This is a genomic window from Providencia sp. TYF-12 (assembly GCF_041344805.1).
Lineage (GTDB): Bacteria > Pseudomonadota > Gammaproteobacteria > Enterobacterales > Enterobacteriaceae > Providencia > Providencia huashanensis.
Window position 1 is genome coordinate 1,918,752 of record NZ_CP166833.1, and the last position, 15,198, is coordinate 1,933,949.

14 protein-coding genes are annotated in these 15,198 nt (G+C 41.3%); 10 read left to right on the forward strand and 4 right to left on the reverse strand.

The features are described from left to right. Positions 1 to 8 precede the first annotated feature (8 nt). The 8 genes from hutH (at position 9) to ABE954_RS08605 (ending at position 7,808) form a co-directional block, all read left to right on the forward strand. Positions 9 to 1,541, forward strand: coding sequence for a histidine ammonia-lyase (gene hutH, locus ABE954_RS08570; RefSeq protein ID WP_042844535.1), 1,533 nt, complete (start codon positions 9 to 11; stop codon positions 1,539 to 1,541). Positions 1,542 to 1,639: 98 nt separating this feature from the next. Continuing rightward, entirely contained in the window at positions 1,640 to 3,031 is a 1,392-nt protein-coding gene (locus tag ABE954_RS08575; protein ID WP_371025853.1) for an amino acid permease, read from the forward strand. Between the two features lie 211 nt (positions 3,032 to 3,242). Beyond that, entirely contained in the window at positions 3,243 to 4,175 is a 933-nt protein-coding gene (prmB, locus tag ABE954_RS08580; RefSeq protein ID WP_042844532.1) for a 50S ribosomal protein L3 N(5)-glutamine methyltransferase, read from the forward strand. 113 nt (positions 4,176 to 4,288) lie between these two features. Continuing rightward, entirely contained in the window at positions 4,289 to 5,377 is a 1,089-nt protein-coding gene (gene aroC, locus ABE954_RS08585; RefSeq protein ID WP_042844529.1) for a chorismate synthase, read from the forward strand. A gap of 151 nt (positions 5,378 to 5,528) precedes the next feature. Beyond that, positions 5,529 to 6,332: a TSUP family transporter gene (locus ABE954_RS08590; RefSeq protein ID WP_042844527.1), complete on the forward strand. Its 804-nt coding sequence runs from the start codon at positions 5,529 to 5,531 to the stop codon at positions 6,330 to 6,332. Between the two features lie 17 nt (positions 6,333 to 6,349). Beyond that, complete coding sequence (locus tag ABE954_RS08595; RefSeq protein WP_042844526.1) at positions 6,350 to 6,898, forward strand: elongation factor P hydroxylase; 549 nt, start codon at positions 6,350 to 6,352, stop codon at positions 6,896 to 6,898. Positions 6,899 to 6,926: 28 nt separating this feature from the next. Next, positions 6,927 to 7,199: a YfcL family protein gene (locus ABE954_RS08600; RefSeq protein ID WP_042844523.1), complete on the forward strand. Its 273-nt coding sequence runs from the start codon at positions 6,927 to 6,929 to the stop codon at positions 7,197 to 7,199. A gap of 84 nt (positions 7,200 to 7,283) precedes the next feature. Further along, positions 7,284 to 7,808 carry a GNAT family N-acetyltransferase gene (locus tag ABE954_RS08605; protein WP_226619157.1) on the forward strand — a complete coding sequence of 175 codons (525 nt, stop codon included), beginning with the start codon at positions 7,284 to 7,286 and terminating at the stop codon, positions 7,806 to 7,808. A 27-nt stretch (positions 7,809 to 7,835) separates the two neighbouring features. Here ABE954_RS08605 and mnmC read toward each other — a convergent pair whose 3' ends face one another. Next, positions 7,836 to 9,872, reverse strand: coding sequence for a bifunctional tRNA (5-methylaminomethyl-2-thiouridine)(34)-methyltransferase MnmD/FAD-dependent 5-carboxymethylaminomethyl-2-thiouridine(34) oxidoreductase MnmC (gene mnmC / locus ABE954_RS08610; protein ID WP_166687197.1), 2,037 nt, complete (start codon positions 9,870 to 9,872; stop codon positions 7,836 to 7,838). Positions 9,873 to 10,075: 203 nt separating this feature from the next. Here mnmC and fabB point away from each other — a divergent pair, with 203 nt between their 5' ends. Next, a complete protein-coding gene (gene fabB / locus ABE954_RS08615) occupies positions 10,076 to 11,290 on the forward strand; it encodes a beta-ketoacyl-ACP synthase I (RefSeq protein ID WP_042844516.1) in 1,215 nt (404 codons plus the stop codon). Between the two features lie 165 nt (positions 11,291 to 11,455). Next, positions 11,456 to 12,256, forward strand: a complete 801-nt coding sequence (locus ABE954_RS08620; RefSeq protein ID WP_042844513.1) for a hypothetical protein — start codon at positions 11,456 to 11,458, stop codon at positions 12,254 to 12,256. Between the two features lie 13 nt (positions 12,257 to 12,269). On the opposite strand, the gene ABE954_RS08625 is transcribed toward ABE954_RS08620, so the two are convergent. The 3 genes from ABE954_RS08625 to ABE954_RS08635 form a co-directional block, all read right to left on the reverse strand. After that, positions 12,270 to 12,731 carry a hypothetical protein gene (locus tag ABE954_RS08625; RefSeq protein WP_166687196.1) on the reverse strand — a complete coding sequence of 154 codons (462 nt, stop codon included), beginning with the start codon at positions 12,729 to 12,731 and terminating at the stop codon, positions 12,270 to 12,272. Between the two features lie 509 nt (positions 12,732 to 13,240). Further along, a complete protein-coding gene (locus tag ABE954_RS08630; RefSeq protein ID WP_042844508.1) occupies positions 13,241 to 14,746 on the reverse strand; it encodes a tripartite tricarboxylate transporter permease in 1,506 nt (501 codons plus the stop codon). A gap of 11 nt (positions 14,747 to 14,757) precedes the next feature. Beyond that, positions 14,758 to 15,189: a tripartite tricarboxylate transporter TctB family protein gene (locus tag ABE954_RS08635; RefSeq protein ID WP_042844505.1), complete on the reverse strand. Its 432-nt coding sequence runs from the start codon at positions 15,187 to 15,189 to the stop codon at positions 14,758 to 14,760. Between the last annotated feature and the right edge of the window lie 9 nt (positions 15,190 to 15,198).

Sequence of the window (15,198 nt, forward strand, 5' to 3'; positions counted from 1 at the left end):
TGCCATTAATGACTAAACTAACTATCCACCCAGGAAAAATGACACTCGAAGATTTGCGCATCGTTTTTGAACAGCCAGTGACTGTCACATTAGATAAACGTGCTCATGCCGTGATTGAAAAAAGTGTAGCAACAGTTAATAAAATTATTGCTGAAGATAGAACTGCTTATGGTATTAACACTGGGTTTGGTTTGCTAGCGAATACGCGTATTGCTACGCAGGACTTGCAGTCATTACAGCGTTCTATCGTGATGTCACATGCGGCTGGTGTGGGTGACCCTTTAGATGACGAACTAGTACGTTTGATCATGGTGTTAAAAATTAATAGCTTAGCGCGTGGCTTTTCAGGAATTCGCCTCGAAGTAATCAATGCTTTAATTGCCTTAGTCAACGCACAGGTTTACCCGTTTATTCCCGCTAAAGGTTCAGTCGGTGCATCAGGTGATTTGGCACCTTTAGCCCATATGAGTTTGATTTTACTCGGTGAAGGAAAGGCTCGTTTTGAAGGTAAATGGATATCAGCCAAAAAAGCGTTAGAAAAAGCAGGGCTGAAGCCTTTAACGCTTGAAGCAAAAGAAGGGTTGGCTTTATTAAACGGAACCCAAACCTCCACTGCTTTTGCCCTTAAAGGGTTATTTGAAGCTGAAAAACTACTACTTTCAGGGATTATTTGTGGGGCATTGAGTGTAGAAGCGACATTAGGTTCGCGTAAACCTTTTGATGCTCGAGTACAAGAAGTGCGAGGGCAAAAAGGGCAAATTGATGTCGCAGCCATGTTCCGAGAGGTATTATCATCAAGCAGTGAGTTGGCAAAGTCGCATGAAAACTGCGTGAAAGTACAAGACCCTTATTCACTGCGTTGCCAGCCACAAGTGATGGGAGCTTGCTTAACTCAAATTCGCCAAGCGGCTGAGGTGATTTTAATCGAATCAAATGCGGTATCAGATAACCCTCTGGTGTTTACGGATAACGGCGATATCATTTCTGGGGGCAATTTCCACGCTGAGCCAGTTGCGATGGCGTCAGACAACCTTGCTTTGGCATTAGCCGAAATCGGGGCTCTATCCGAGCGTCGTATAGCGTTATTAATGGATACCCATATGTCACAGCTTCCTCCATTCCTCGTGAATAATGGCGGCGTGAATTCTGGCTTTATGATTGCTCAAGTCACTGCAGCTGCATTGGCAAGTGAAAATAAAGCATTAGCACACCCTTCGAGTGTCGATAGCTTACCGACTTCAGCAAACCAAGAGGACCATGTTTCTATGGCACCTGCTGCGGGGCGTCGTTTGTGGGAGATGGCGAAAAACGTCACTGGTATTCTTGCGATAGAATGGCTTTCTGCATGCCAAGGGATAGATTTTCGTGAAGGGTTAAAATCTAGCGAAGCACTCGAAAAAGCGCGTAAAACGTTACGTGAACAGGTCGCTTATTATGATAAAGACCGTTATTTTGCGCCGGATATTGAAGCTGCCATTGATTTAATTAATCAACATAAACTTTCAAAATTATTTACGAAAGGTGCTGTTTTCCCTAAATAGCACTGGTAGTACATCAAGCCAATAAAGGTGGCCGGCAACGTATCGGCCGCCTGAAGTATTTATCTACACGACTAATAAAATAATACGAAGGATAAATCATGCAAAGCATATCACAACTTGCGCGAGGGCTTTCTGCGCGTCACATCCGATTTATGGCTTTAGGTTCAGCGATTGGTACAGGTTTATTTTATGGTTCAGCAAAAGCAATAGAAACAGCAGGTCCGGCGGTACTGCTCGCTTATATAATAGGGGGCGCCGCGGTGTTTATGGTCATGCGCGCATTGGGCGAGATGGCGGTACATCGTCCGCTTGCGGGGTCGTTCTCACAATATGCTAGCCATTATTTAGGTGCTCGAGCTGGCTTTTTTGCTGGATGGACATATATATTTGAAATGATTATTGTTTGTCTGGCTGATGTCACCGCATTTGGCGTATATATGAAACTCTGGTTTCCTGATGTCGCTCAATGGATATGGGTGCTAAGTATCATATTCTTTATTGGTGCTATTAATTTGTGTCACGTGAAAACGTTTGGTGAAATGGAGTTTTGGCTTTCCATTATTAAAGTGGTCGCCATTATTGCGATGATAGTGGGTGGGGCTGCCATCATGATGTTTGGTTTTGGCCAAGCGGCTGACCATGCGGTTGGGGTGTCTAATTTATTTATCCATGATGGGTTTATGCCTAATGGGGTTGGAGGGGTGATAGCCTCTTTTGCGGTAGTGATGTTTGCATTCGGTGGAATTGAAGTGATTGGGATCACTGCCAGTGAAGCAAAAAACCCTGAAGTGACTATTCCACGCGCCATCAATGCTGTTCCTATCCGTATTTTGTTATTCTATGTTTTAACGCTCTTCGTTTTAATGTGTATTTATCCGTGGAATCAAATTGGCCAGCAAGGTAGCCCATTTGTGCAAATATTTGACAGTTTAGGTATCAAATCTGCTGCCAATATCTTAAATATTGTGGTGATCACCGCAGCGATTTCTGCGATCAACAGTGATATTTTCGGCGCAGGGCGCATGATGTATGGTATGGCACATGAGGGACAAGCACCGAAAGCCTTTACCAAACTGACAAAAAACGGTGTGCCTTGGATGACGGTATTAGTCATGGTGCTGGTGTTATTGGTCGGAGTTGTATTGAATTATGTTATTCCTGAGGATGTTTTTGTTATCATTGCATCAATAGCAACGTTTGCAACCATCTGGGTGTGGCTAATGATTTTACTAGCTCAGTTTGCGATGCGTAAAAAAATGACGCCAGAAGAAGTGAGTAAATTAAAATTCCCTGTTCCTATGTGGCCTGTGGCGCCTATTTTGGCGATAGCTTTCATGGTCTTTATTTTTGGTGTGCTCGGGTATTTTGAATCCACGCGTATTGCCTTATATGTAGGGGTTGTGTGGTTGGCACTTTTGGCTATTGCTTATGCGGTTTGGGTAAAGAAACCGGCTAAAGACGTTGAGAAGCTTGTGCAAAATGAAGGCTAGAGATATCACTTTTCTCATCTAAAAGACTAGGTTACTTAACGCCCTTTAATTAAAAAGGGCGTTTTTATTTTTAATTTATAGCGAAAATGGTGTGCTAGCTAAAGGTTGTTGGTGATTTTATTGCATTAATCTGCTGATTTGTCTTTCACTTCGTGGCAAACTTTAGTTATTCAAATATTCCCTTTCAAAAAACAGGCTGGAGAAACCCTTCTTGGAAAAGATCTTCGTTGATGAAGCTGTTGCAGAACTTCATACCATTCAGGATATTTTACGTTGGACGATGAGTCGTTTTAATGCTGCCAATGTGTATTATGGTCACGGTACAGATAATCCGTGGGATGAGGCGTTGCAATTAGTGTTACCGACACTTTATTTGCCTCTAGACCTACCAGATGAACTCCTGACATCTCGCCTGACACCAACAGAACGCCATCGGATTATTGAGCGTGTTCTGCGCCGTATTAATGAACGCATTCCTGTTGCCTATTTAACTAACCGTTCGTGGTTCTGTGGGCACGAATTTTATGTTGATGAGCGGGTATTGATCCCTCGTTCACCTATTGGGGAGCTTATCAATAACCATTTTGTTGGCTTATTAACTGATGAACCTCAAGCGATATTAGACTTATGTACAGGTAGTGGCTGTATTGCAATTGCTTGTGCATATGAATTCCCCGAAGCAGAAATTGATGCCGTTGATATTTCGGCGGATGTGCTCGCGGTCACTGAGCAAAATATCGCTAGCCATGGTTTGGAGCATCAGGTTGTGCCTATTCGCTCCGATTTATTCCGCGATATGCCTGAAGTTAAGTATGATTTGATTGTTACTAATCCACCTTATGTGGATGCAGAAGATATGGATGACCTACCTGAAGAGTTTCGTGTAGAGCCGGAACTTGCCTTAGCAGCTGGCAGTGATGGGCTAAAGTTAGTGCGCCGTATTTTAGCTAATGCCCCACGGTTCTTAACGAAAGAAGGGGTATTAGTGTGTGAGGTTGGCAACAGTATGGTGCATTTAATTGAACAGTACCCTGATATTCCATTTATTTGGCTGGACTTTGAATACGGTGGTGACGGGGTGTTTATGTTAACGCGTGAACAGCTTGTTGAGCATCATGAGCACTTTGCGCTTTATATTGATTAATCAAGGGTTGCGTGATTTCTCATAATCATGTAATCAATAACAATTACATAACGATTAACAGCAAACAACACACGTCTTGGTAATACAAGAGCGGCTTAGAATAGGAAACTTCGATGGCAGGAAATTCAATTGGGCAACTGTTTCGCGTAACGACCTTTGGTGAGTCACACGGGGTGGCATTAGGTTGTATTATCGATGGTGTTCCCCCTGGTTTAGCTCTAACAGAAGCTGATTTACAAAAAGATTTAGACCGGCGTCGTCCTGGGACATCTCGTTATACAACGGCACGTCGTGAACCTGACCAAGTGAAAATTTTATCAGGTGTATTTAATGGGGTAACGACGGGGACAAGTATTGGTTTATTGATTGAAAATACGGATCAACGTTCCCAAGATTATGGGGCAATTAAAGATGTTTTTAGACCCGGCCATGCGGATTACACCTATGAGCAAAAATATGGCCAACGCGATTACCGCGGTGGTGGTCGCTCGTCTGCAAGGGAAACGGCAATGCGCGTTGCTGCGGGGGCTATTGCTAAAAAGTATCTACAAGAAAAGCTAGGGGTTCAAATTCGTGGTTGTTTAACACAAATGGGCCCGATTGCATGTGAAATTAAAGATTGGTCCATCGTTGAGGAAAACCCGTTCTTTTGCCCTGATCCAAACCAGTTAGATTCACTTGATGAATTATTGCGTGGTTTAAAGAAAGAGGGTGATTCAATCGGCGCTAAAGTGACTGTGGTTGCTGAACATGTTCCTGCGGGGCTGGGGGAACCGGTATTCGACCGTTTAGATGCAGATTTAGCCCATGCTCTCATGAGTATTAATGCGGTTAAAGGCGTAGAAATTGGTGACGGTTTTGGTGTTATTGCGTTAAAAGGCAGTGAAAATCGCGATGAAATTACCCGTAATGGTTTTACCTCTAATCATGCTGGCGGTATTTTAGGCGGCATCAGCAGTAGCCAACCGATTGTTGCCCATATTGCGATGAAACCAACATCGAGCATCACGGTATCAGGTAAGACGTTGAACCGTTCTGGTGAAGAAGTTGAAATGATCACCAAAGGGCGTCATGACCCTTGTGTCGGTATCCGTGCTGTACCTATTGCAGAAGCGATGATGGCCATTGTTTTAATGGATCACTACTTACGCCATCGTGGGCAATGTGCTGATGTTACTCCTACGATGCAAGCATTTGATTAATTAGTAAAGGTTGATGCTATAACCCGTGAGCGGGGCGGTCTAGTCGCTTACGGGTGAGAAAGGTTTGGATGAAGCCTACTTAAAATACCTCATCTGGGTTGTGATATACTACATATCAACATCATGATATTTCTCATCTTTGGATTGTAAAATGGATTGGCTAACCGCCGTTGCGCCTGAAGTTTATGCGTTACTCTTCTTTGTTGCACTTTTCGCTGGTTTTATTGATTCAATAGCAGGGGGCGGGGGCTTGTTAACCATTCCAGCCCTGTTATCTGTCGGGATCACTCCTGTTGAAGCATTAGCAACCAACAAATTACAAGCCGTTGGTGGGTCATTCTCTTCAACCCTTTATTTTGTTAGACGTAAAGCGATAGATTTACGAGAGCAAATATTTCCGTTCATTATGACGATGATTGGTGCGATGTTAGGCGCCATCGTTATTCAAATGATTGATACTGCGTTTTTAAAGCAACTGCTACCGGTTCTTGTCATTTGTGTCGGTTTATACTTCTTATTAACGCCATCGATTGGGGTACAAGACCGTCAACAGCGTATTAGTATGCCTTTTTTTGGTGTTGCCATCGGTATGACGCTAGGTTTTTATGATGGTGCATTTGGGCCCGGTACGGGGTCATTTTTAGCATTGGGTTACGTGTTATTACTTGGTTATAACCTCGCTAAAGCAACGGCTCATGCTAAGTTACTGAACTTTGCTTCCAACTTTGGGTCTTTAGTCTTCTTTATTATCGGAGGTCATGTTCTTTGGGTACTCGGCTTTGTTATGCTTATTGGCCAAATGGTGGGTGCACGCTTAGGTGCACGGTTAGTATTGACCAAAGGACAAAAACTGATCAGGCCAATGATTGTGGTTATTTCGTTATTAATGAGTATTAAGTTACTCCATGATAGCCATGGCGATGTGATAAAAGCTTGGTTTCTCTCATTATTTTAAGATGATTTAAATTATTCATGAGTAAATATAACTATCAAGATCTAATTGATATTTTTGATAAATGTTTTGGTGAAAGTTATAACACCAAATTGGTAAAAGGGGATGATGAACCCATTTACTTACCTGCGGATGAGTCTGTTCCTTATCATCGTATTGTTTTTGCGCATGGTTTCTTTACTAGTGGGCTACATGAAATATCACACTGGTGCATCGCAGGGGAAGCCAGACGCCAGCAAGTCGATTATGGCTACTGGTATTGCCCAGATGGACGAGATGAAAAAACGCAGAGTGAGTTTGAAGTGGTTGAAATTAAACCCCAAGCTTTAGATTGGTTATTCTGTGTTGCGGTTGGTATTCCATTTAATGTCAGTTGCGATAACTTGGAAGGGGATTTTGAGCCCGATCGTATTGCCTTTATGCGTAAAGTGCATGCTCAAGTGATGGTTTATTTAGAAAATGGTATCCCTGAACGACCATTATGCTTTATTAATGCGTTACAATCGTTTTACAATACGCCACCTATTTGTGCAGAAGACTTCCCTTATCCGGAAGATATTTTTGCCTAATGAAAATACATTACAGTAAGGATTAAGCATGCTTGCGGATTTAGAAACACGCATACTGACAAAAATTGATGATATGGTTGAACACGCTAACGATGATGAATTGTTCGCTGGTGGTTATTTGCGTGGTCACTTAACCCTTGCTGTGGCAGAGCTGGAGGAAGAAAACCAAACTGGCTCTGACGCTTTATTCCAACGCGTTGAAGAAAGTATTCACACTGCAATCAAAGCGGGTGAATTGACACCACCGGACCAAGTGCTGGTCTTGGACATGTGGAAAAAATTACTGAATAACGCAATATAACCCATCGATTTATGATCACAAGCGGGGGAACCCGCTTTTGGTTCACACTTTAATACTATCACTTTCCTCATTTATAATATGTATATGACCCGCTTAGCTGTACCAGACGATGCCAAATATCTCCCCGCAGTGGAATTATCCGCAGGGCAAACATTCGCTAACCATGAAAAATACCGTTGGGTTGCTGAGGGGGAAGGGCAAACGGAACAAGAACACCTTGCTTTTATTCATCAGCAGCTTGAATGGGTTGCTGTCAATAACGATGGTGAAGTAGTGGGGTTTATCAATGCAGAAAAGCGCAGAAATAGTTTACATATTTGTGAGTTATCTGTTTGCCAAAACTGGCAAGGTCAGGGAATTGGTCGGCAATTAATCAAACGGGTATTTGAAGCCACATTGTCTTTACAGCTACAGTTTGTGACATTGACAACCTTTCGTGACGTACCTTGGAATGCCCCTTATTATCAACGCTTAGGTTTTGATATCATTGATAATGACAAGCTAACCATTGAGTTGAAAGCGATTTTACAGAGTGAAGTTGATATGGGGTTTGCACGGGAAGATCGCTGTGCAATGGTTATCTCATTAAATGAACTTGCAGCTAGCTAATGAATGGCAGGCTGCAAGGTATTGGTTTCAATAAGGGGTTTTTACTTTACGCCCTAATAATAACTTTCTAACCCAAAAACGGTTCGGATGAAGCTCTGCGAGGGTTTCGTCATCCAAAGGTAGAGGTTCAGCAAAAATTTGTGCGGCGAGAAGTTCAGCACAAAGTGGGGCAGTTGATAAGCCTCGGGAGCCTAGGGCACCAAAAATAAATAAATTTGGGTGCATAGGTGCAGGGCAAATTGTCTGATTTTTGGCTATCTGAGAGGGTAAATCTTGGTAGACTTCCATATGTTTTTCAAAATCAGGCACATTCCCTAATAGCGGGAAGTGGTCACGGATAACACAACGTACCCCTTGACGTGAATGTTTGTGTGAAATATCAATATCGTTAGGCCAAGTAACATCCGGCAGGTTATCAATCAGTTTTTGGCGGTTCCCCTGTTGTTCTTCTTCGCTATAGTTTAAATCCAGATGCTCCCTTTGGTAACTTGCACCTAAACAATGTTGCTGCCCAGAAGCATCAGCAGGGGTTAAATAACCTTCAAAACACAACACATTTTTTAATTGTTGTAGTGTTTCATTGGTTGGGATGTGGCTAACTTGCCCTCTAACAGGGGAAATAGGTAAATTAACAGTTTGCGAAAATTGGCGCAGTTTGTGCCCATTGGCAATAATAACGGTGGAATGAGTAGATATTAACGTCTGTTGGGGGGTGTTTATCAGCAACTGCCAGTTATCACCATCAGGCTTAAGTTCGTAAACATCGTGTTCAAAATGGAATGTGACACCCTGTTGGTGTAAATATTGTTGTAAGCTTTCACAGAGTTGAGCAGGGCACAACCAACCACCGGTAGCATAGTGAATTCCACCATGGTTGACATCAATACCACAAAGGTCACTCAGTTGCTGGCGGTTTCTACCAATAGCAAAATCGGTGGGCCAGTCGGTTTCTAGCATGCCCGCTATTTTATTAGCAACTTTATCGTTATAAGCTAATTGGCTGACTCCACACCATTGCCCGTCAAACTTAACTCCCTGTTTTGCCAATTGGTGATAAAAGCGTGAAGCAAAAGGAAAGGCACTAATAAAAAAACGCTCAAGTGGGTCATTATTACCTGTTAGTAATGGGTAAATTGCGCCTTGGCGGTTGCCTGAAGCATTTTGTGCGACTTGCGAGTCTTTACAGTATAAGGTGACTTTTGCGCCACGTTTTAGCAAGGTGTAAGCTGCGGTGAGGCTTGCAAGGCCACCACCAATGATTGCAATGTCTGTTGGGTTATTGGCTTTTTCTCTTGCAAACCAAGGTGTTAAGTTTTCAGTTTCTTTTTCTATCATTATGCCAGTTAGCATTTCACGTTTTTTACCAAAGCCTTTGACTTTTTGAAGAGTAAAACCTGCTTGCTGTAACCCTCTTTTGACAAAACCTGCGACGGTAAAGGTCGCAAATGTACCATTAATACGGGCTAGTTTAGCCATTGTAGCGAACAAGTGTTCGCTCCACATTTGTGGGTTTTTTGAGGGGGCAAAACCATCTAAAAACCATGCGTCTATCTTATTGTTTAGATTGTTTTTTAGCTTAGATATTTGCTCATTAACATCACCAAACCATAAGTCCAGTACAACATCGCCATTTTGTAAGGTCAGACGGTGGTTTCCGGGTAATGCTTGAGGCCAGTTGTCACACAGTGATTGTGATAGGTCGTTAAGTTCAGGCCAGCATTGGTGAGCTGTGATTAAATCGGGCTTTGATAAGGGGTACTTTTCAAAGCTAATAAAGTGTAAACGCTGCAGTTTTGCGTGTGGATGCTCGGCTTTAAATTGGTTAAAGGATTGCCATAATGCTAAAAAATTCAACCCTGTACCAAAGCCTGTTTCGGCAATAACACAGGTTTTGAATGGGTGAGTATTGAAACGTTCAGGAAAAAGATTTCCTTGCAAAAAGACATGACGAGACTCTTCTAAGCCATCTTGGTTAGAAAAATAGATGTCTTCAAATTGTTCGGACATCGGTGTGCCTTCTTCATTCCAGCTAAGGCGAGCAGTTTGTACAGCACGTTTGTTCACGATAAAGCCTACTATGACCTAATAATCAGTAAATTTTAACGCTGTTATGAGTGTAAGGCTACCTTCATAAAAAAGTCTTATTACAGTCACAAAGAAAAAAAATACAAATATTTACCCTGATCGGACTTGTTCAGCGTACAAGTGTAAGCTAAAGTGACAACCTGTAATCCCGCAATCATATAATTATAGACATGAGGTAACGAATGAAGCGTGCAGTCATCACTGGTCTAGGTATTGTTTCCAGCCTTGGTAATAACCAGGAAGAAGTACTGGCTTCTCTGAAGGAAGGTCGTTCCGGGATCACTTTCTCAGAAGAATTCAAAGAGGCAGGGCTACGTAGCCATGTCTGGGGTAATGTCAAAAACTTAGAGCTGAAAGACCTGATTGACCGTAAAATCTTTCGTTTTATGAGTGATTGCTCTGCGTATGCTTATTTATCTATGGAACAAGCAATTGCTGATTCGGGTTTAGCAGAAGAACAAGTTTCAAATTTACGTACGGGGATTGTGGTCGGTTCTGGCGGCGGTTCTCCGCGTAACCAAGTTGCTGGCTCTGATGGTATGCGTGCGAAAGGTTTACGTGGTGTTGGTCCTTATATGGTGACCCGTGCAATGGCATCAGGTATTTCAGCTTGCTTAGCCACACCATTTAAAATTAAAGGTGTTAACTATTCAATTAGTTCAGCGTGCTCAACATCTGCACATTGTATTGGTCATGCAGTTGAATTGATCCAACTAGGCAAACAAGATGTAGTTTTTGCTGGTGGTGGTGAAGAGCTGAGCTGGGAAATGACCTGTGAATTCGATGCAATGGGCGCATTGTCAACTAAGTTCAATGAAACGCCAGACAAAGCATCAAGAACTTACGACCAAGACCGCGATGGTTTTGTTATTGCCGGCGGCGGCGGTATTGTAGTAGTTGAAGAACTCGAGCACGCTTTAGCGCGTGGTGCACATATCTATGCTGAAATTGTCGGTTATGGTGCAACATCTGATGGTGCAGACATGGTAGCACCTTCAGGTGAAGGCGCGGTACGTTGTATGCAAATGGCGATGCAGGGTGTCGATAAAATTGATTACATCAATACACACGGTACATCGACACCAGTCGGCGACACCAAAGAGCTGGAAGCTATCCAAGAAGTTTTTGGTAGTAATTCCCCTGCGATTTCTGCGACAAAAGCGATGAGTGGCCACTCATTAGGGGCGGCAGGTGTTCACGAAGCAATTTACAGTTTATTAATGCTAGAGCATGGCTTTATTGCACCAAGCATCAATGTCGAAAATTTAGATGAAAAAGCCCATGGCCTGAATATCGTCACGAAACCAACAGAACAAGTGTTGGATACAGTGATGTCAAACAGTTTCGGCTTTGGTGGTACTAATGCCACATTGGTGATGAGCAAATACAAAGCGTAATTTGTTTTAGGCTAAACAATTAGAAAAAAGCGAGAACTCAGGTTCTCGCTTTTTTTATAAATATAAAAAGGAGAATAGCTGTGTCATTTTATTAAATTATAGAAATGATTAACATGAGATACTCTAGCCAATTTCTGAAAACAAATAGCCTAGAGGTGTGTAAATATGAATGTTAAATCTTTTTTCTTAACGTTAAGTAATAGCTCGACTAAAATAAGTAAGGAGTATGAAAAAAACAACAGTGATGCAAATAAGAAACTTTTATTAAAGACAGTAATTTCAAAAGTGAAAAATGTTTATAAGAAATGTGCTTTGGATGTCGAGATAAAAGATAAGTTAAAAATCAATAAACAGATTAATATATTGAATGATGTGCTTAATATAGGGCCTGTTAAATCTAAAATAAGCGGTAATAATATTATTAACTCTATGGAAGTTAAGTCTCATAGTATGTCGGATAGTATAGCATTACATTATGACTCTTCAGATTGTCAATTGGAGAAAACAGATATAAATAATATTATTTTTAATTGGGAGGATAAAAAAACCTTCAAACCTAGCAGTATTAACGCAGACTTTTCTAACTCTACATTATCAGACATGAGAATTGCATCAAGTGAACAAACTCCACTAATTAGAGCGGATTTTTCTAATGCAACGCTTAATAATGTAGATATTAAGCTACCTATTAAATCAGATGTTAATTATAATTTCGATAAAGCAAAACTGAATAATACAAGGATTGAATTAGATATCCCTAGTGGGGAGTTAAGTCAACTTAATTTATTGGCGTTATTTGGTGATGATAATCACTATTCTAATAATGTATTCCAGTCAGTATTAACAATTAATGATAAAAAAATTAAAAATGATTTATTGAGTAAATTAAAAAAATCCTTTGATTCAAATATTAGATATTTTGACAATAAGCATGATATAAAAGATAAGTTTTTAAGCAGTATCTAAAAGGTATTGTTACTTAATCGCCACTAGCGCCATCACTTCCCCCTGAATCGGATGATGAGCAATCAGTACTGGAATTATCATTTGAACAAAAATGATTGCTAGCACGATGGGAATTGTCGCTAGTGGTACTTTCATAAACTGGGGGGACATAACGGGTATTTGATGAGGATGACGTTCTGTGGGAAGTAATGTCTTGGTAGTTTTTTTTCACTTCAAATATTTGGCTTTTCCCTTTCGACCAACCAATAGTCACAAGCGTCGTATTTTTCTTGACGCTGATATGCAGCATTTTTCCACAAAAAATATGCATTTTACCCAGTGCTTTTATTTGGATATAACCGCTGTCTTTTTCTGTGATAGTCACGGGTTTCTGGCTATGGATGGTGTAACGGTCACCATGAATATCGATGGTGACTGTATACGCTAATGGTTTCGGCTGGATATTAAAAAGGACAAAAAGTAATCTATCGAACATTGTGTTTTATATCTTAATAAGTCAGGTGAGTACCATAATTGATTGGCATTATTTAATATATCATCATTGTCTGATTCAGTGGTTTATTAACAACTGAATAAATATACATCATTGTATTGAATGTTTTGTCCAAAATAGTGACATGATATTGACTTGATTTTTAGTCGAATAGAGGTAGTCATATGTGTGTAACCAGATTTCATGAGGCTATTTGGAAACAGGATTTTAAAATTTTAGGTAAGGCGTTATCTCGCTCTATCCACGATAAACTTTGTGGGAGGATGAGTAAAATACATAATATTGAAAAACCATTTCCACTGTATAAGTATGACCAAAAGAGAACAAATATAGTCCCTAATTTACAATCAAAATATGTCTATTATGGCGAAGGAGTCCATGATAACTCTGTGGTTTTGTTAAGTTATATAAAGCTCCCTATTTTTTAATAAAAAAATGCCCCAAAATCACATTGGGGCAAATTCTACAGAGATGGCTTAACAATTTGAAAATTATAACGTTGTAGCCTGTTTGCGTTTACGGAGTAATTTCACAATAGGCGGCAGGATTAAAACAACAACGGCGAGGATCAATAAGCTTTGTGAAATAGTACTGCTCCAAAGAATATCGAAATTACCATTGCTGATAGATAATGAACGGCGTAAGTTTTGTTCTAACATCTCACCTAATACAAAACCTAATATAAGTGGGGAAAGCGGGAAATTCATTTTCCGTAGAATAAACCCAAAAACACCTAACCCCATCATCAACAGCAAGTCAAAAGTAGTGCTATGAACTGCATATACACCAACAGCGGAAACACTGGCAATTGCGGGAACTAAAAACCACAAAGGGACAGTCAACATACGTGTGAATAGGCCAATTAATGGAATATTCATGATTAACAACACGACGTTAGCAATAAGTAATGCAGCAATTAGCCCCCAGACAATTTCCGGTTGTTCGGTAAACATTCCCGGTCCAGGGGTGATATTATAGAGCGTTAGCGCCCCCATCATCACCGCAGTTGTCCCTGAGCCTGGAACGCCAAGTGTTAACATAGGGATAAATGAGCCACATGCTGAGGCATTATTTGCGGCTTCAGGTGCAGCGACACCACGTACATCACCATTACCAAAATCGCCTTTTTCACCACTGATTTTCTTTTCAGTCATATAAGTGATAGCGCTGGCGATAGTGGCACCTGCACCGGGTAAAACTCCAACAAAGAAACCGACGAAAGACGAACGCAGTGCGGGCCCTGCGCAAGCTTTGGCTTCTTTGCGGTTAAATAGCATTCTACCCGTTTTGCGGATCAAACCTTGGCCTGTAGCGGTACCTTCAAGCATCAATAAAATTTCACTGACTGAAAATAAACCAATCACAACGACAATAAATTGCACTCCATCAGAAAGATGGACACTATCAAATGTAAAACGATATTCCCCTGAGTTGGCATCGACACCGACGGTGGCGAGTGACAAACCAATTAATGCGGCAAGTAATGATTTAATAGGGTTTTGGCTCATCATACTGCCCAAACAGGCAATAGCAAAAACCATTAAAGCGAAATATTCAGCAGGCCCGAAAGCTAACGACCATTGAGCAAGCAAAGGTGCGAATAAAATAATACCCACAATGGCGATTGTTGAGCCAATGAATGAACTGACCGCTGAAATAGAAAGAGCAACACCGCCTTTTCCTTGTTTTGCCATCGGATAACCATCTAATGTGGTCATTATAGCCGCAGCATCACCCGGAACATTAAGTAGTATCGATGAGATCCGTCCTCCATATTCACAACCTAAATAAACAGTAGCGAGTAAAATTAAGGCAGATTCTGCTGGTAATTTGAGCGCAAATGCGAGTGGCAATAATATAGCGACCCCATTGATAGGACCAAGACCGGGCAACATGCCAACTACGGTTCCGATAAAACAGCCAATTAAGGCAATCAAGATATTTTGAGGGACGAGCGCAACCTCAAAACCTTGCGATAGATACATCCAAGTTTCCATGAGCTTGCTCCTTAATTAAACAGGCTGCCAATAGGCAAAGTGACATCCAGCAATTTATCAAAGGCATAAAATAAGAAGATGCCAAGGATAGGGCCTGAAATAATGGCTGCCGTTGGTGTCGCACCAAATAGTAGGGCCATGCTGATAGTCAATAAACTGGTAGCAATAGGAAACCCTAACCACTCAAATGCCCATGCATAGATAACTAGTGCGATGACTAAGAGTATTAAGCGGCGCAATACATAAGGTTTCGGCCATTCAACAGCTTCTTGTTTGCCAAATAATAAGGCAAGGGCACAAATAGCCATTAAAGATAGTATGGCGACCGGAAAAGGGCGGGGGCCCAGTGGTTCGTATGAAAATTCACTTTGGATCCCCCAGCCGATATAGATCCCGATAGCACACAGTATTAGCCAGACTATGGCGAATATGCGTTGACTCATCGTTTTCTC